Source organism: Curtobacterium sp. MCLR17_031 (assembly GCF_003234775.2).
In the GTDB taxonomy this organism is placed as follows: Bacteria; Actinomycetota; Actinomycetes; order Actinomycetales; family Microbacteriaceae; genus Curtobacterium; species Curtobacterium flaccumfaciens.
Genome location: NZ_CP126270.1, coordinates 2950791 through 2967324, shown reverse-complemented (window position 1 = coordinate 2967324; position 16534 = coordinate 2950791). Strand labels below are relative to the sequence as shown.

The following is a 16534-nucleotide window of genomic DNA, read 5'->3' as shown; positions in this document are numbered from 1 at the left end:
TCTGCTGCATGTCGAGCCTCCAGACCAGCCTGCTCATCCTCGGAGCCAGCGGCGACCTGTCCAAGCGCCTGCTCCTGCCCGGCCTCGCCACCCTGCTCCAGGTGAAGGACGACTGGGACGTCCAGCTCGTCGGGGCCGGTGTCGAGGACCTGTCCGATGCCGACTGGAAGGCGCAGGTGCGCGAGTCCTTCGAGAACGCGCAGGCGTCGAAGAACGAGGAGGACGAGGGCGCCTCGGGTGACACAGCGCTGCCGGAGCGACTGCAGGCCGTGGTCGACGCCTCGACCTACCGGAAGGCCGACGTCACCGACCCGGACGACCTGCGCGCACTGCTCGCCGTGTGCGAGCACGACCCCGCGATCTACTTCGCGCTGCCGCCCGCGGTCACCGAGAAGAGCTGCGAGCAGCTCGCCCACCTCGATCTGCCCGCCGGCACGCGCCTGGCGCTCGAGAAGCCGTTCGGCACCGACGCCGACAGCGCCTCGCACCTGAACGACCTGCTGCACTCGTTCATCCCCGAGGAGCGCATCCACCGCGTCGACCACTTCCTCGGCCGCTCCACCGTGCTCAACCTGCTCGGGCTGCGCTTCGCCAACCGCATCATCGAGCCGCTGCTGTCGTCGCAGCACGTCGAGCGCGTCGACATCGTCTACGACGAGACCCTCGGGCTCGAGGGCCGGGCGCGCTACTACGACAAGGCCGGGGCGCTCACCGACATGATCCAGAGCCACCTGCTGCAGGTGATGGCCGTCGTCGCGATGGAGGCCCCCGCCTCGATCAAGGCCGACGACCTGCGCACCCAGAAGGAGCTCGTGCTGCGGGCCGTCCGACCGTGGGGCGGCGACGTCGTCACCGCGGGCAAGCGCGCCCGGTACACCGCCGGCACCGTCGGGGACCGCCAGCTGCCGTCGTACGTCGACGAGGACGGCGTGGACCCGTCGCTCGGCACCGAGACCCTCGCCCAGCTCACCCTGGAGATCGCGAACTGGCGATGGGCCGGCGTCCCGTTCACGCTGCGCTCCGGCAAGGCGCTCGCCGCACAGCGCCGCGAGATCGTCATCACGTTCAAGGACTCCCCGCACGTGCCCGAGGGACTCACCGGCACCGAGCTGCCGGACCGGCTGCGCATCTGGATCGCCCCGGACGAGATGCAGCTCGAGCTCAACGTCAACGGCGCCGGTGACCCGTACACGATCGACCACACCAGCCTCGAGGTGACGTTCAACCCCGGGCGCCTGAGCGCCTACGGCGAGGTGCTGGCCGGCGTGCTCGAGGGCGACGCCACGCTGTCGGTGCGCGGCGACAGCGCCGTGCAGGGCTGGAAGGTCGTCGGGCCGTTCCTCGACGCGTGGAAGGCCGGCAAGGCGCCCCTCGACGAGTACGCCGCCGGGTCCGTCGGCCCCGACGGCTGGGACAACATCGAGGCCTGAGCCCGAGCGGCGGCGTAGCGTCGGGCGACGTGAACACCACCGACGACGTCCTGCAGACCGTTCCCGAACCCGCCGGCGCCGACATCCGTGTCGACGACGTCCCCTACGACCACGAGGGCACCCAACTGCTCGGTGTGCTCGCGAAGGACGCCGCGATCGCGGGCCGTCGTCCGGCCGTCCTCGTCGTGCACGACTGGCACGGCGTGAACGAGCACGTCGAGGCCCGGGTGACGATGCTCGCCCGGCTCGGCTACGTCGCGTTCGGTGCGGACATCTACGGCGCCGGCGTCCGCCCCGGTGACGACACCGCGGCCCAGGTCGCCGGCGGTTTCTACCAGGACCTGCCCCTGCTGCGGGCCCGCGCCACCGCCGGGCTCGAGCGACTGCTCGCCGACCCGGACGTCGACCCCGCCCGCGTCGTGGTGATGGGCTACTGCTTCGGCGGCTCGACCGCACTCGAACTCGCGCGGACCGGTGCCGACCTGGTCGGGGCCGTGGCGTTCCACGGCGGCCTCATCGCGCACGACCCCTCGGACGCCGCGGACATCCGGGCGAAGCTGCTCGTCCTCACCGGGGGCGCCGACCCCGTCGTGCCGGACGAGGCCGTGCACGCGTGGCAGGACGAGATGCGGGCGGCGCCGGACGTCGACTGGCAGGTCGTGACGTACTCGGGCGCGATGCACGCGTTCGCCGTGCCGGGCACCGACGCCCCGGACCACGGCGCGCAGTACCAGGAGCGCGCCGACCGCCGGTCGTGGCAGGCGCTCCGGGTGTTCCTGGCCGAGGTGTTCGACGAGGAGCCCGCGGCGCTGTGACGGTGCGGCCGTCGGAGACCGTTCGCGACACGCCGAGCACGGGGGCCGGAGGGCCTCGATTGGCGCCCGGGCCGCACCTGTTGTAGAGTCTTCCACGGCCGCAAGGCCACGCGCTCGTAGCTCAATGGATAGAGCATCTGACTACGGATCAGAAGGTTGGGGGTTCGAGTCCCTTCGAGCGCACAGTACGAAGAAGGGCCCCGGTGGATTCCACCGGGGCCCTTCGTCGTTCCGGCGTTCCGGCCGGCGTGCGCGCACGGGTCCGTTCGTCGCGCGTCAGCTCCGTGCGACTTCGTGAGCAGGAACGGTCGAGTCCCCGAGACGGACTCGACCGTTCCTGCTCACGAAGTGGCCGGCGCGTACGGCTGGGCCGCCTCGATGACCTCGGATGCACCGGCGATGCCGAACGACGTGAAGAGCGGTGCCCACAGGGCCTTGAGCTGCGCCACGAGTTCGTCGTCGGTCAGCTGCGTCGAACCGTCCACCATGCCCAGCGTCGTGTTGAGGAGCAGCAGGACCGACGGCTGGACCGCGGCCGCGTCGACGTCCGCCGCCGCGACCCCGGCGCTGACGAGTTCGCCCCGCGTCATCTCGAACCAGTCGAAGCCGCGCGGCACCGGCACGCCGGCCTTGCCGAGTTCGTGCAGGAGCCGGACCGCGCCGCCCGCGACCGAGCCCCGGCGGACGTCCATCCCGGTGGTCAGGAGGAACACCGTCAGTCGCTCGATGCCCGGCTGCGCGGGGAGTGCGTCGAAGAGTGCACGCCAGCGCTGCTGCTGCAGTTCGATGACCGCCGTCGCCAGGTCCTTCTTCGACGGGAACAGGTGGTACCCGATCGCCGACTTCGGCTTCCCCATCGCCTCGGCGACGCGGGAGAACGTGGTCGCCTCGTAGCCGAAGGCCGCGAACTGCTGCCCTGCGGCGTCGATGATGGCTCGTCGAGAGGCCTCCATGGCGAGCTGCCGCTGGTTCATCTGGCGCGGTGTCCTTCCTCGCCCGGAGCTGAGCGATCAGTGAACACCACATCTTAGGGCCGCTCATGATGACGGCCCGTCCCCTGCCCGCGTCAGGCAGCGCAGAACGTGTGCCAGGCCACGTCGATCCCCTTCCGGTGCAGCGAGTCGAGTCCGACGTCGAGGTGCTTCCGCTCCGCGTCCACCAGGTGCGCGCACCGGTGGTCCTGGGCGACGGTCTGGGCCTGGCCGAGCGCGGTCACCAGGTCCGTGTCGATGGCGTCGAGCTGGGGCCGGATGGTCGTCAGGTCGGGGGCCGTCGTGGGTGCGGTCCACGGGTTGTGCGTCCAGTGGTTGATGAGGCCGCGCTGGACGACCTTGCTCGCCGCGATCTGCGCGCGGATCACCCGGGTCACCAGCACGGGGTCGACGCCCTGCTGCTCCGCCAGGGTCACCGCTTCGTCGACGACGGCCTGTTCGCGGACCGGGTCGGCGACCGGCTTGCCGCTGAGCCACTTCGACTCCGCCACCGGGTCGGCGAGCTCGAGCCGTCGGAGGATGAGCGTGCCGATGGTGTCGAGCTCCGCCGTCGACGCCGTGGGACGGGAACCGTCGTGGGAGATGGTCATCGTGGAACCCGTCGGTTCGGCGGACGTGGGCAGGGGATCGGCGTTCGCCGCCGAGGTCGGCAGGGCGATGCCCGCCGCGAGCAGCCCGACGGCCAGGGCCGTCGCGGCGGTCCGGCGGGTGCGGTGCCGGGCGGTTGTCGGGGTGGTGGGGTGTGCGGTGTTCACGGGGTTTCCTTCCCGAACCGGCGCCGGACGCGTCGGGTCAGATCGTCGATGATCGGTTTGATGACCTCGTCGTAGAACGGGTAGACGCCGAAGTGGTCGGCGCCTTCGTCGCAGTAGCAGTCCATCGAGATCGCCTCCTCGAAGTTCGAGAAGACGTAGGTGGCGCGGTGCGGGAACACGGCGTACGGCTCGTCGTCACGCGGGGTCGTGGTGGTCACGGCGGTGCTCGATCCCGGTCAGCGGCCGGTCAGTCGGCCAGCAGCGCCGCGGGGACGCCCGGGTCGCGCCCGGAGTCCACCACGGCGTCGATCTCGGTGGACCCGTTGCCCGACCCGACCGTGCGGTTCTGGATCTGGTTGAGCGACCAGTTGCCCGGCAGTGGCTCGAGCTGGTTGCCCGCCCAGGCCGGCGACATCCCGGCGACGAACGAGAAGTGCGCGAGTCCGGCGCTGCTCACGGCGGTGCACGTGGCGCGGGAGCCGTAGACGCCCGCCTTGTACAGGTTCCCCCGGTCCCGCAGGCCGGCGGCGACGCCACGGAAGTACGGCACCACGAGCGACTCGTCCTGTGCCGAGGTCGCGTCAAAGTCGGCGGCGAAGTAGACGGTGGTCTGCTTCGGGATCCCGAGCTTCCGGGCCGCGTCGTGGGCGCGGTGGGCGTCGCGGACGCCCTGTTCCTCCGTGAACCACGAGGCAGCGAACCCGCCCTCCTCGAAGATCGGCCACAGCCCGAGCCCGGCGCTCGCCATCACGCGGAGTTCCTCGGGGGTCAGAGCCTTGTCGAGTGCCCCGGAACGCTGGTGGTTCGTGAGGTACCGGCCGACGCTGGTCGCACCGGACGCCCGGACGGCGGCCGCGCGGGCATCGTCGAGGCGCACCGCGGTGTCGGCGCCCGTCGTCGCGCGGTCCGGGTCGCCCGTGCTCGCCGCCAGGGCTGCCCAGGTGCCGGCGTCGCACGTCCCGGTCTGCTCGGCCGGCGGGAACGCCTGGAACTGCTGGAACGCACGGACCACCGCGGCGTCCGCCGCCGAGTAGGCACTGCTGAACACGACGCGCTCGCCGTTCAGCACCAGGAGCGCCTTGACGAGCAGCACCCAGGGGCCGGTGGCTCCGACCCCGACGACGCTCGGTCCCGCGGCACGGAGCGCGGCAGCCGTCCCCGGGCCCCAGGCACCGTCGACCGTGACGCCCACCGCGACCTGCACCGCGCGGATCGCCGCCGAGTACGTGCTCGTGTCGACGAGTCCGCTCGTGCTGCCGTACGCGCCGCCGGTCGCCTCGGCGTAGGTGCGGTTGAGGTACTGCTGCACCGCGCGCACCGCTCGGGACCCGCCGGAGGCGAGGCGCACCGGGTCGACGGTCAGGAGCGCGCCGAACAGGTGGGCCGACAGCGGGAGCGCGCCGGGCTCGGCACCCAGGTCGGACCGGAGCGCCTGCACGGCCGCAACGGTGGCCGCGTCGTACTCACCGGTGAGCGTCACGGTCGATGCGCCCTTGCAGACCAGTCCGGCCTGGACCAGCCGGCGCCAGGTCGCGGCGTCGTCGCCCGTCTCGGCCCCGACGTCGCCGTGCTGTTCGAGCTTCCGACGGGTCGTCGGCCCGAACGTCGCGACGACGGGGGAGATGCCGAGCAGCGACTGGGTGGCCTGCACGATCCCGAGCACGGTGCCGCTGCCGGTCAGCCCGTCCTCGTCCACGTGCACCCATCCGTGCAGGTGCCCGAAGGTCGTGTTGAGCCAGCGCTGCACGGCCAGCACGCCCGAGTCGGCGGAGCTTGACGAGCCGGAGGAACCGGTCGACCCGGTGGAGCCGGCCGCGCCGGACGGGGTGGCGGCGTCGGCCGGGGCCGCGAGCGCGGTCGTGACGAGCGGGACGGTGGCGGTGATGCCGATGAGCGCAGTTCGGCGCGAGATGTGCACGGGGGTGCCCCTTCAGTTGCCTCGAGCGTCCGCTGGCCGTCGATCGCGTTGTGCGATGCTGATGGCCGCGGCATGGTCCGAGCAACTTCGTCCCTCAACTTGGGACGGTCCTGCAATTCGGCAGACGATCGTCTGATGAAGCGCTCAGTCCCCCGGTTCGGGCCGCCCGGCTCAGCGCGCGAACGCCGCCAACCGGTCCCGCAGCGCACGCTCCAGGTACGGCTCGAGCGAGGACGCCCACGTCGCCGTGATGTGCGTGCTGTCCCGGTAGACCAGGACGCCCCCGACGACCGCGGGGCACGTGGTGTCGGTGCAGTAGTAGCGGCTCAGGTCGATCGACGCTGCCCTGCCCCCGGCTGCCCGGAACGCGGCGACGGCCTCGACCGACGAGTCCGTCGTGCCGAGTGCTTCGGCGCGCGACCGGTCGCAGGCGTCCGTCGTCGGCCCGGACATCGTGCTCAGGCAGGCGACGACGTCGGGGCGTGGCACCGGGTTGTCACGGACGGCGATGACGGGCAGCTCGTCGCCGGCGGCCTGCTCCCACGCGTCGACCAGGCCGTTGCGGGTGGCCTTGTCGCGGGCCGGTCCGGGCGGCAGGCTGACCGGCATCTGCGTGGTGGAGTGGGTGACGACCAGCGCGTCGGCGTCGCGGTGCTCGCGGACGTAGTCGATGGCGGCGTGCTTCCACGAGTTGCAGCCCCGCATCGACGAGGGGCTCAGTGAGTCCTGCTGCGCGGTGGTGAGGTAACACCCGCCGGCGCCGGCCAGGTCGATCCGCCAGCCGTTGTCGTCGGCGATCTTCTCGTACGCGCCGAGCAGTGCGTTGCTGTGCGAGTCGCCGATGACGATGAGGTGCTTCGACCAGCCGGTGGCCTTGCCGAGGACGCAGGGCCGGAACGTGCCGCTCCAGCACTCGGCGCGGTTGTCGTCGTCGTCCTTGGCCACGGCCGGAGCGGGCACACGGACGTCGGCGAGCTCGGGGTCGACGCAGGGGTCCGCGAACCCGATGCGCGCGGCGGCACCGAAGCAGGACTCGTCGTCGTCCTCCTGCTCCGCGGTGACCTGCTTCGTGACCGTGGTCGCGTTGACCTCCTGCACGTAGACGGCGGTCAGGGTGGCTGCCCCGAGCGTGACGACGGTGAAGCTGCAGATGACGGCGAGCGAGACGACGCCCCGGGGCTGCAGGTCCCGCAGCCACGTCGAGAACCGGACGGGTTCCTCGAACCAGATCGTCGTCACGGTGGCCAGACCGATCGCGACGAGCAGCACCGCCGAGCTCGTCGCCCAGTCGAGCGGACGGCCGAGCATGATCGGCAGGATGACGACGAGCGGCCAGTGCCAGAGGTAGAGCGCGTACGAGATCCGACCGAAGAAGGCGACGGGCCGCAGTGCCCCGACGTCCTCGAACTCGGTCCCCGCACCGAACAGCAGCACGAGTGCCGCACCGGCGACCGGCAGCAGCGCCGCGATCCCGGGGAACGCCGTCTCCGGGGTGATCACGACGAGGGACAGTGCGAGGGCCACGACGCCGATGCCGGTGGCGACCAGGCGGACCCGTCGGGCGACCTCGGTGCGGACCTCGGGCAGGTGCACGGTGGCGACGAGACCGCCGAGTGCGAACTCCCACGCGCGGGTGCCGGTGGAGAAGTAGGCGACGCCGGGGTCGGTGGCGGTCTGCACGATGCTCCACACGAGCGACAGCACGACGACGCTGCCGAGCAGCAGCCGCGCGGTCGCCAGCGGCGTGAACCGCCGGCGCGCGAGCGCCCCGACGCCGAGCAGCAGGAGCGGCAGGAGGATGTAGAACTGCTCCTCGACCGACAGCGACCAGAAGTGCTGGAACGGTGACGGGGCGTCGGCCGACGCCAGGTAGTCGACGGCGTTCGCCGCGAGCTCCCAGTTCTGCAGGTACACCGTCGAGGCGATCAGCTCACGCCCGTACTGCCCCCACAGCGCGCTCGGCACGGCCACGAGCACCGCGACGCCGGTGACGACGATGGTGAGGAACGCGGCCGGCAGCAGGCGTTTGGCCCGGCGCGACCAGAACCGTCCGAGCCGGATCGTGCCCGTCGCGAGCTGTTCCCGCAGCAGCAGCCCGGTGATCAGGAAGCCGGAGATCACGAAGAAGACGTCGACACCGACGAACCCACCGTGCAGGGCGCCCGGCCACAGGTGGTAGACGACGACCGCGAGGACGGCGAACGCGCGGAGGCCCTGGATGTCCCACCGCGTGGTGTCGCGCGCTCGGTGCGCGGGGCCCCGCTCGCCCGGCGTTGCTGTACTCACTGCGTCGATCCTAGGAGACGTGGACGGCTCCGCCGGGCGTTCTCGACGCGGACGCTACGATCCTTCTCCAGAGGGGGGCCGATGGACCTGCGCTGGTTGACCGCGTCCGACGACGAGTTCGCGGCGGAGACGGCGCGACGACCGCGGATGCGCCGCCCGCGACAGGCTCCGCGGTGGTGGAACGCGCTGCTCCTGGCGATCGAGGTCCCGCTCGCGTGGCTCGCGTCCGCGCTCGTGGTCTGGGGCACCGGGCTCGTCCACAACGGTGCGGGTGTCGGCGACGTCGTCCACTGGGTGGCCTGGTTCGTGGTGCTCGTCGCCGGTGTGGTCGGGCTCGTCGTGCTCCTGGTCCGGGGCGAACGACCTCGGACCCTGCGTCCGGACGAGGTTCGGGCGGTGCTGACGGGGGAGGCCAGTGGGTACCCGGCGCGTCCGGTCCGTCCGAAGCCGCTCGACTCGATGATCACCCTGCGCTACTCCGGCATCCGCGTCCACCCCCGGTTCGGCGCCGCCCCCGTGCACGTCGACGGCGTCCCGGACGTCGAGTTCGGCTGCGTCCTGCGGCGCTGGATGGTCTCGCGGGACTGGACGTACCTGACCGTCCGGCTGCCCGGCACGTTGCCGCACCTGCTCCTCGACGCCACGGCGAACGACGGTCGTCGCAGCGACCTGCCGGTGGTGCTCCGCCACCGGCAGCGGATGTCCCTGGAGGGCGACTTCGACCGGCACTTCCGGGTGTGGGCGCCGGAGGACTACGGCCGGGACGCGCTGTACGTCCTCACCCCTGACGTGATGGCGGCGCTCGTCGACCACGCGGCCGGCTGGAACGTCGAGATGGTCGACGACCGGCTGGTCTTCTCGGCGCCGGGGACCGCGGACTGGTCGCGCCCTGCGCCGTGGATGCAGGTCGAGGCAGTCCTGGGCGAGGTCGTGCCCCGTGTCGTGCGCGCCGCCTCCCGGTACCAGGACGACCGTTCGTTGCTCGAGGACGGGCACGCCGACGCGATCGCCGCCGCGGGGCGTCGCCTGGTGCTCCGCGACCGGCGGAAGAGCCGTCTGCGAGCGACGTGGGCGGGGGCCGTGTGGATGGGCGTCGTCTGCGTGTCCTACAGCGGACCGTTGGCCGTCGCGGTGGTCGGTTCGCTCTCGGTCCTCGACCACTGACCGTCGGCGCACGCCTGCGACGTGGCCCCGGTACGGACGGGAGGCCCGTGGCGGTGTCGCCACGGGCCTCCCCTTCCTCAGGTGGTGCGTCGACTACGCGACGGTCGCGCGCGCCTCGGCCAGCGACGGGTAGTCGGTGTAGCCCTCGGCGGTCGCGCCGTAGAAGAGCTCCGGACGCGGCTCGTTGAGCTCGGCGTCGTGCTCCCAACGGTGCGCGAGGTCCGGGTTGGCGATCGCGGCGCGGCCCACGGCGACGGCGTCGGCGTGGTCGCCGTCGACGATCGCGATGGCCTCGTCGCGGGTGGTGAGCGACGAGAAGCCCGAGTTCACGATGAACGGCGCGCCCGCGGTACGGCGGACGTGCTGCACCAGGTCACCGGTCGGCTCGGCGTGCAGGACGTCGACGAAGGCGAGGCCGAGCGGCGCGAGGCCCTCGGCGACGGCGGTGTAGGTGGCGCGCACGTCGGCGGCGTCGTCCTCGATGACGCCCTGGATCCCGTGCTCGGGCGACAGGCGGATGCCGGTGCGGTCGGCGCCGATGGCCTCGGCGATGGCCGTGGTGACCTCGATCGCGAAGCGTGCGCGGTTCTCGGGGGAGCCGCCGTACTGGTCGGTGCGGGTGTTCGACACCGGCGACATGAACTCGTGCACCAGGTAACCGTTGGCGCCGTGGACCTCGACACCGTCGAGTCCGGCGGCGATCGCGTTGCGGGCGGCCTGCACGAAGCCCTGCACGGCCTCCTGCACCTCGGCGGTGGTCAGCTCGTGCGGAACGGGCATGTCGGCCTTCGAGCCGTCGGCCAGGTGCGTCTGCCCGGGGGCGGCGATGGCGGACGGGGCGACGATGCGCGGGGTCTGCGAGATGTCGGTGTGCGAGACGCGGCCCCCGTGCATGAGCTGCATGACGATCGTGCCGCCGGCGGCGTGCACGGCGTCGGTCACGCGGCGCCAGCCGGCGATCTGGTCGTCGGTCTCGATGCCGGGCTGCCCGGGGTACGAGCGGCCCTCCTGCACGGGCCAGGTGCCCTCGGTGATGATCATGCCGAGTCCGGCGCGCTGCCGGTAGTGCTCGACGAGCAGGTCGTTCGGGACGCCGTGCTCGCCGGCGCGGGTGCGCGTGAGCGGGGCCATGACGACGCGGTTCGACAGGGACAGGGCGCCGATGGAGGCGGGTTCGAAGAGCTTCACGTCAGGGCGAACGACGAGTTGTCCCATGCAATTCCGCCTCGGAGCACTTCTTCAGGCAGTGCGGTCAGTCGCGCGGGCACACGAGCGTCGACGAGCGCACCTGGCCCTCGGGCCGGATCACCTGGTGCTGCGAGAGGGGCTTGCCGCACAGGGGGCAGCCCCGGTCGATCGTCCGGTCGTCGATGCCCTCGGGGCGACCGGCGCCGATCTGCGAGGGGCCCATCTTGTTGATGAGCGTCGTGTTCCACCGTTCGTACCACTGGCCGAAGCGTCCCACGGTGCATCCTTTCGTTCGTGCACGAACCATTATGGCACTGATGGCCGCGGATCACACCTGGTCGACGCGCTCCAGCAGCTCGGTCAGCTCGTCCTTCAGGGACTCGAGTCGGGCGAGTGGCCACCCGAGCCGGTCGGCGACGGCGAGCGGCACCGCCTGTGCTCGGTCGCGCAGGGCGCGCCCGGCGGTCGTCAGGGACACCTCGAGTTGGCGTTCGTCGGCGGCGCTGCGGGTGCGGCGGACGTAGCCGGAGGCCTCCAGTCGCTTGAGCAGCGGGCTCAGCGTGGCGGAGTCGAGTCGCAGCTCCCCGGCGATCTCGCGCACCGACCGCGGGTCACGCTCCCACAGGGCGAGCATCACGAGGTACTGCGGGTGGGTCAGGCCCATCGGCTCGAGCAGGTCGCGGTACAGCCCGATGACGCTGCGGCTCGTCGCCGCGAGTGCGAAGCAGAGCTGCCGGTCGAGCGCGAGCGGGTCCGATGCGGTCTGGGTCATGCCCTCAGGGTACTTCGTTCGTGCACGAAGTGGTGCGGTCGCGACCCCGGGGCGGTGGGCGCAACAGCCTGGAGGCCCGGTGCCGGTCTCGTGGACCGGCACCGGGCCTCCAGGGTAATTGCGCTGGTGCGTCGACTACGCGCGGTGCGCGGGCGGGTGGCCCGAGTCGTGCGCGTTCGCGTCCGGCTCCACGGGGAGCGCGTGGGTGCCGGTGTGCGTGTCCTCGTGGCCGGCGACCGGGTGGGTGCGCTCGAGCTTCGCGCCCTCCACGTCGACGTCCGGCACGATGCGGTCGAGCCACTTCGGGAACCACCAGGCGCTCTTGCCGAGGAGGTGCATCGCCGACGGGATGAGCAGCATGCGGACGACGAAAGCGTCGATCAGCACACCGAACGCCAGCCCGAAGCCGATCGGCTTGATGGTGGACGAGTCCGAGAAGATGAAGCCCGCGAACACGGAGATCATGATGATCGCCGCGGCCGTGACCACCGCGCGACCCGCGTGCAGACCGCGCTGGACGGCCACCTTCGCGCTCGCGCCGTGGGCGTAGGCCTCACGCATGCCGGACACCAGGAACAGCTGGTAGTCCATCGCCAGACCGAACAGGATGCCGATCTCGATGATGGGCAGGAAGCTCAGGATCGGTGCCGGGTCGTGCACACCGAAGACCGAGCCGAGCCAGCCGAACTGGTAGATCGCGGTCAGGCCACCGAAGGACGCCAGCACGGACAGGATGAACCCGGCGGTGGCGGTGATCGGCACGAGGAACGACCGGAACACGATGATCAGGATGATCAGCGACAGCCCGACGACCACCACGAGGTAGAGCGGCAGCACGTTCGAGAGCTTCTCGGACACGTCGATGTTCGCCGACGCGTTGCCGGCGACGCCGAGGGTGACCTTGCCGTCGTCGGTGGAGACGGTCTGCTCGCGCAGGTCCTTCACGACGTTCTCGGTCGAGACGCTGTCCGGGCCGCCAGCGGGCTTCACCTGGAACGCGACGATGTCGCGGTCCTTCGAGGCGCCGATGGGCAGGACGGCCTTGACGTCGTCGTTCTTCGCGATCGCCTGGCCGATGGTGACCTCGGTCGCGGTGACGTCGCTCTTGCTGATCGACTCCGGCAGGGTCGCCACGACGAGCAGCGGGCCGTTCTGACCGGCGCCGAACTCCTTCTCGAGCGTCTTGTAGGCCTTGTACTGGCTCGACTCGACGGCCTCGGACGAACCGCTCGGCAGGCCGAGGCGCATCTGGGTCGCGGGCAGGGCGATGGTGCCGAGCACCGCGACGCCGAGGACGAGCGTGATGACCGCGCGCCAGCTCGACATCGGCTTGTTCGGGATCCGCGTGGAGTCGGTGTTGCCGATCTTCGCGCGCTCCTTCTTCCGCAGGATCCGCATGCCGATGAGCGACAGCAGGGCCGGGGTGAAGGACGTCGCGATGAGGATCGCGAAGAGCACCGCGACCGCGCCGACCGTGCCCATCAGGCCGAGGAACGGGATGCCGGTGATGTTCAGCGCGAGCAGCGCGACGATGACCGTCGCACCGGCGAACACCACGGCGTTGCCCGACGTGCCGTTCGCGAGCCCGATGGACTCGTGCACCTGCATGCCCTGCTTCAGCTGGGTCCGGTGCCGGTTCAGGATGAACAGCGAGTAGTCGATGCCGACCGCCAGGCCCAGCATCACCCCCAGGACCGGCGTGACCGAGATGAACTCGACGACGCTCGAGAACGACAGGGCGGTGAGCGAGGCGACACCGACGCCGAGCACGGCGCTGACGAGCGGGACCGCGGCACCGATGACCGTGCGGAGCATCAGGAGCAGCACGATCGCGGCGATGATGACACCGCCGATCTCACCCGGGCCGAGGATCGACGGCACACCCTGTGCGATGTCGTTCGACACGTACACGTTGACGCCCTGGATGTCGGCCGACTCGGCGTCGTCCGCGATGGCGGTCTTCGTGTCCGCGGGGACCTCGTAGGTCGACGTCGTGAACTGCACGGTGCCGATCGCGGCGCTGCCGTTGTCCGACACGAAGCGGATGTCCTTCGACAGGTCGAGCAGGTCCGAGCCCTGTTCGAGCTCCTGCTCGTTGTCGTCGAGCTTCTGCTTGTTCGTGTCGATCGTCTTCTGGGCGTCGGCGATCTGCTGCTCACCGGCGTCGATCTGGGCCTGCTGGGCGTCGATCTGCGCCTGCGCCTGCTGGAGCTGGGCGGCCGCTGCCTGCGCCTGTGCGGCGGGGACGGCTGCGCCACCGGCTGCCTGCGCCTGGGCCTTCTGCGCGTCGAGCTGCGCCTGGGCGTCCTCGATCTTCTGCTTGCCGGACTCGAGCTGCGCCTTCTGGGCGTCGAGCTGGTCCTGGCCGGTCTCGATCTTCGCGCGACCGGACTCGATCTGGTCACGGCCGTCGACGATCTTCTGCCGCTGGTCGTCGAGCTGGTCCTGGGTGTCGAAGCCGCTCGTCGTGCCCTTCACGCCGTCGAGCTTCTCGAGGCTGGTCAGGAAGTCGTCGATCTCGGACTGCTGCGACGACGAGAACGCCTTGCCGTCCTTCGTCTCGAAGACGATCGTGCCGTTGCCGCCGTTCGCCGACGGGAACTTGTCGGCGAGCTGGTCCTGCACCTGACTGGTCTTGGTGTTCGGGATCGTGATCGACGACGAGATGGTGCCGGCGAAGAGCGTGTACGTGACGCCCGCGACGGCCATGATCACGACCCAGGTGATGATCACGAGCCAGTGGCGTCGTGCGGAGAACCGTCCGAGACGGTAGAGGAGACCGGCCATGCGGTTGCCTGCGGTCCTTTCGTGTCAGGTGCTGGTGGTGCGGGGTGCGCCGGTGGACCCCTGGGGGATGAGGAGGTGTGGCGGGGTCAGTCGTCGGCCATGTAGCCGCTGCGGACGCTGTGCACGAGTCGTGCGAGCAGGTCGTCCCACGCGTCGAGCGCCGGCTGGTCGAGCTCGGGGCCGGACGTCGCCAGCCAGTGCTCCGCGATGACGACGATGCCGCTCATCAGCGACTCGACGAGCAGCGCGGCGTCGAGGGGGTCGGCGGCCGGGTAGCGCCGGGCGACCTCGTGCCGGAGCCGTTCGGTCACCCGCGAGAACGCAGTCTGGGTCAGGACCGCGGCCTTCGGGTCGTCCTTGCCGGGGTCGCCGAGGATCCGGTACATGCTGGCGATCGCCGGAGCCAGGTCGGCACCGCGGGCGGCGGACTCGAGCTCGTCGAACATCGACGCCCGGCTGCCGTCGCCCACCGGTGTCCGGGCCATGTCGGCGAGGAACCGGTCGATGATGACGGACAGCTCCTGCTCGCACACGGCCAGCAGGACCTCGTCGAGCGAGGCGAAGTGGTTGAACACGGTGCGCCGGGCGATGTCGGCCCGGGCGGCGAGGTCGTCCACGCTGAAGTCGCGGCCGCCGCGCTCGTCGATCAGGTCGCGAGCGGCCTGCAGGATCGCCGCACGGTGCTTCGCCTTGAGGGCAGCACGGCGGTCGGTCGCGATGGTCACGAGATGGAACACTAGGTGCATCGATGCACTCGGTGCAATGAGGTTGAGTGCATCCCCAGGTTCGTCCCCCGGTGCAGAACGTCTGTGCTGCACCGCTGTTCAGTCGGAGGTGCCGGGTGCCAGACTGGCGGGACGAACCGCCACCGTACGAAGGAGTACCGATGCCCGTCCGCCTGTCCCCGGAGACCCTCGACGAGATCGCCGCGAGCGGTGTCGCCGTGCCCACCTACGACCGCGACGGCATCGCCGCCGGCATCGTCCACTTCGGCGTCGGCGGGTTCCACCGCGCGCACCAGGCGATGGTGGTCGACCGGCTCCTGCAGCGAGGCGAGGCCCGCGAGTACGGCATCTGCGGCGTCGGCGTGCTCGAGCAGGACCGTCGGATGGCGACCGCGATGGCCGAGCAGGGCGGCCTGTACACGCTCGTCCTCAAGCACCCGGACGGCACCCGTGAGTCACGCGTCGTCGGCAGCATCGTCGAGTACCTGCTCGCGGTCGACGACCCCGACGCCGTCGTCGAGAAGATGGCGCACCCGGACACCAGGATCGTCAGCCTGACCATCACCGAGGGCGGCTACAACTTCGACCACGTCACCGGCGAGTTCGTCGCCGACGAGCCCGGCGTCGCGGCTGACCTGCGCGGCGACGGCCCGCCCCGCACGGTGTTCGGCCTGGTGGTCGAGGCACTGCGCCGCCGACGGGACCGCGGCCTCGAGCCGTTCACCGTGATGTCCTGCGACAACATCCAGGGCAACGGGCACGTCGCACGGTCGATGTTCACCGCCTACGCCCGGCTGCAGGACCCGGCCTTCGCGGACTGGATGGACGAGCACGTGGCGTTCCCGAACTCGATGGTCGACCGCATCACCCCGGTCACCGCCGACGAGGACCGCGCCTGGGTCCGCGACGAGCTCGGCATCGACGACGCCTGGCCCGTCGTCGCCGAACCGTTCTTCCAGTGGGTGCTCGAGGACGACCACCCCGCCGGCCGCCCACCTTACGAGGACGCCGACGTCCAGCTCGTCGACGACGTCGAGCCGTACGAACTCATGAAGCTCCGGCTCCTCAACGCCAGCCACCAGGGGCTCTGCTACTTCGGCTACCTGTCCGGGTACCGCTACGCGCACGAGGCCACCCAGGACCCGGCGATCGCGACCTTCCTGCGCCGCTACATGGACGAAGAGGGCACGCCGACACTGCACCCGGTGCCCGGCATCGACCTCGATGACTACAAGTCGACCCTGATCGAGCGCTTCCAGAACCCCGAGGTGCGCGACACCCTCGCCCGGCTCTGCGCCGAGTCGAGCGACCGGATCCCGAAGTGGCTGCTCCCCGTCGTGCGCGAGAACCTGGCCGCCGGTCGACCCGTCACGCTGTCCGCCGGCATCGTCGCGTCCTGGGCCCGCTACGACGAGGGCACCGACGAGTCCGGTGAACCCATCGAGATCGTCGACCGGCTCGCCGAACCCCTGCACCGCATCGCCCTCACCCAGCGCGACGACCGCCTCGCCTTCATCGCGAACCGCCAGGTCTTCGGCGACCTGGTCGACGACGAACGGTTCGTCGCCGCGTACCGCGACGCCCTGGACGGGCTCATCGCGGACGGCGCGCACGCCACCGTGGAGCGCCTGTCACGGTCCTGAGACGCGACCGACCGACGGACGGGAGGCCCGTGGCGGCGCCGCCACGGGCCTCCCGTCCG

At 71.1% G+C, this 16534-nt stretch carries 14 protein-coding genes and 1 tRNA gene; 5 read left to right on the top strand and 10 right to left on the bottom strand.

What is annotated here, in order from left to right:
- Positions 1 to 8 precede the first annotated feature (8 nt).
- The 3 genes from DEI96_RS14030 (at position 9) to DEI96_RS14020 (ending at position 2428) form a co-directional block, all read left to right on the top strand.
- Positions 9 to 1430: a glucose-6-phosphate dehydrogenase gene (locus tag DEI96_RS14030; protein ID WP_111023591.1), complete on the top strand. Its 1422-nt coding sequence runs from the start codon at positions 9 to 11 to the stop codon at positions 1428 to 1430.
- Positions 1431 to 1459: 29 nt separating this feature from the next.
- Positions 1460 to 2245: a dienelactone hydrolase family protein gene (locus tag DEI96_RS14025; RefSeq protein WP_111023588.1), complete on the top strand. Its 786-nt coding sequence runs from the start codon at positions 1460 to 1462 to the stop codon at positions 2243 to 2245.
- A gap of 110 nt (positions 2246 to 2355) precedes the next feature.
- Positions 2356 to 2428, top strand: a tRNA-Arg gene (locus tag DEI96_RS14020).
- A 158-nt stretch (positions 2429 to 2586) separates the two neighbouring features.
- Here DEI96_RS14020 and DEI96_RS14015 read toward each other — a convergent pair.
- The 5 genes from DEI96_RS14015 to DEI96_RS13995 form a co-directional block, all read right to left on the bottom strand.
- Positions 2587 to 3219 carry a TetR/AcrR family transcriptional regulator gene (locus DEI96_RS14015; RefSeq protein WP_111023585.1) on the bottom strand — a complete coding sequence of 211 codons (633 nt, stop codon included), beginning with the start codon at positions 3217 to 3219 and terminating at the stop codon, positions 2587 to 2589.
- A gap of 92 nt (positions 3220 to 3311) precedes the next feature.
- Complete coding sequence (aroQ, locus tag DEI96_RS14010; protein ID WP_258320854.1) at positions 3312 to 3992, bottom strand: gamma subclass chorismate mutase AroQ; 681 nt, start codon at positions 3990 to 3992, stop codon at positions 3312 to 3314.
- The gene (locus DEI96_RS14005) at positions 3989 to 4210 is read right to left on the bottom strand and encodes a hypothetical protein (protein WP_111023582.1); all 222 of its coding nucleotides are present in this window, start codon (positions 4208 to 4210) and stop codon (positions 3989 to 3991) included. The genes aroQ and DEI96_RS14005 overlap by 4 nt, the downstream gene beginning before the upstream one ends.
- Before the next feature lie 29 nt (positions 4211 to 4239).
- Positions 4240 to 5910, bottom strand: coding sequence for a glycoside hydrolase domain-containing protein (locus DEI96_RS14000; RefSeq protein WP_111023579.1), 1671 nt, complete (start codon positions 5908 to 5910; stop codon positions 4240 to 4242).
- A gap of 171 nt (positions 5911 to 6081) precedes the next feature.
- The gene (locus DEI96_RS13995) at positions 6082 to 8196 is read right to left on the bottom strand and encodes an acyltransferase family protein (RefSeq protein WP_111023576.1); all 2115 of its coding nucleotides are present in this window, start codon (positions 8194 to 8196) and stop codon (positions 6082 to 6084) included.
- A gap of 81 nt (positions 8197 to 8277) precedes the next feature.
- On the opposite strand from DEI96_RS13995, the gene DEI96_RS13990 reads away from it, so the two are divergent.
- Positions 8278 to 9360: a hypothetical protein gene (locus DEI96_RS13990; protein ID WP_111023573.1), complete on the top strand. Its 1083-nt coding sequence runs from the start codon at positions 8278 to 8280 to the stop codon at positions 9358 to 9360.
- Positions 9361 to 9453: 93 nt separating this feature from the next.
- Here DEI96_RS13990 and DEI96_RS13985 read toward each other — a convergent pair whose 3' ends face one another.
- From DEI96_RS13985 to DEI96_RS13965, 5 genes are all read right to left on the bottom strand, one after another.
- On the bottom strand, positions 9454 to 10575 hold the full coding sequence (locus tag DEI96_RS13985) for an alkene reductase (RefSeq protein WP_110865182.1): 1122 nt from the start codon (positions 10573 to 10575) through the stop codon (positions 9454 to 9456).
- 37 nt (positions 10576 to 10612) lie between these two features.
- Positions 10613 to 10825, bottom strand: coding sequence for a hypothetical protein (locus tag DEI96_RS13980; RefSeq protein ID WP_027466129.1), 213 nt, complete (start codon positions 10823 to 10825; stop codon positions 10613 to 10615).
- A 51-nt stretch (positions 10826 to 10876) separates the two neighbouring features.
- Positions 10877 to 11320, bottom strand: coding sequence for a MarR family winged helix-turn-helix transcriptional regulator (locus DEI96_RS13975; protein ID WP_111023570.1), 444 nt, complete (start codon positions 11318 to 11320; stop codon positions 10877 to 10879).
- Between the two features lie 135 nt (positions 11321 to 11455).
- Entirely contained in the window at positions 11456 to 14107 is a 2652-nt protein-coding gene (locus tag DEI96_RS13970; protein ID WP_111023567.1) for an MMPL family transporter, read from the bottom strand.
- Between the two features lie 86 nt (positions 14108 to 14193).
- On the bottom strand, positions 14194 to 14832 hold the full coding sequence (locus DEI96_RS13965) for a TetR/AcrR family transcriptional regulator (protein ID WP_027466131.1): 639 nt from the start codon (positions 14830 to 14832) through the stop codon (positions 14194 to 14196).
- Positions 14833 to 14993: 161 nt separating this feature from the next.
- Here DEI96_RS13965 and DEI96_RS13960 point away from each other — a divergent pair, with 161 nt between their 5' ends.
- Positions 14994 to 16475, top strand: coding sequence for a mannitol dehydrogenase family protein (locus tag DEI96_RS13960; protein ID WP_111023565.1), 1482 nt, complete (start codon positions 14994 to 14996; stop codon positions 16473 to 16475).
- The last annotated feature ends 59 nt before the right edge of the window (positions 16476 to 16534 follow it).

What these genes read in the sequence shown, in the direction of transcription:
- DEI96_RS13985 (WP_110865182.1), bottom strand. Translation starts at nt 10,575, where the DNA reads ATGGGACAACTCGTCGTTCGCCCTGACGTGAAGCTCTTCGAACCCGCC.
- DEI96_RS13970 (WP_111023567.1), bottom strand. Translation starts at nt 14,107, where the DNA reads ATGGCCGGTCTCCTCTACCGTCTCGGACGGTTCTCCGCACGACGCCAC.
- DEI96_RS14030 (WP_111023591.1), top strand. Translation starts at nt 9, where the DNA reads ATGTCGAGCCTCCAGACCAGCCTGCTCATCCTCGGAGCCAGCGGCGAC.
- DEI96_RS13975 (WP_111023570.1), bottom strand. Translation starts at nt 11,320, where the DNA reads ATGACCCAGACCGCATCGGACCCGCTCGCGCTCGACCGGCAGCTCTGC.
- DEI96_RS13990 (WP_111023573.1), top strand. Translation starts at nt 8,278, where the DNA reads ATGGACCTGCGCTGGTTGACCGCGTCCGACGACGAGTTCGCGGCGGAG.
- DEI96_RS13960 (WP_111023565.1), top strand. Translation starts at nt 14,994, where the DNA reads ATGCCCGTCCGCCTGTCCCCGGAGACCCTCGACGAGATCGCCGCGAGC.
- DEI96_RS14015 (WP_111023585.1), bottom strand. Translation starts at nt 3,219, where the DNA reads ATGAACCAGCGGCAGCTCGCCATGGAGGCCTCTCGACGAGCCATCATC.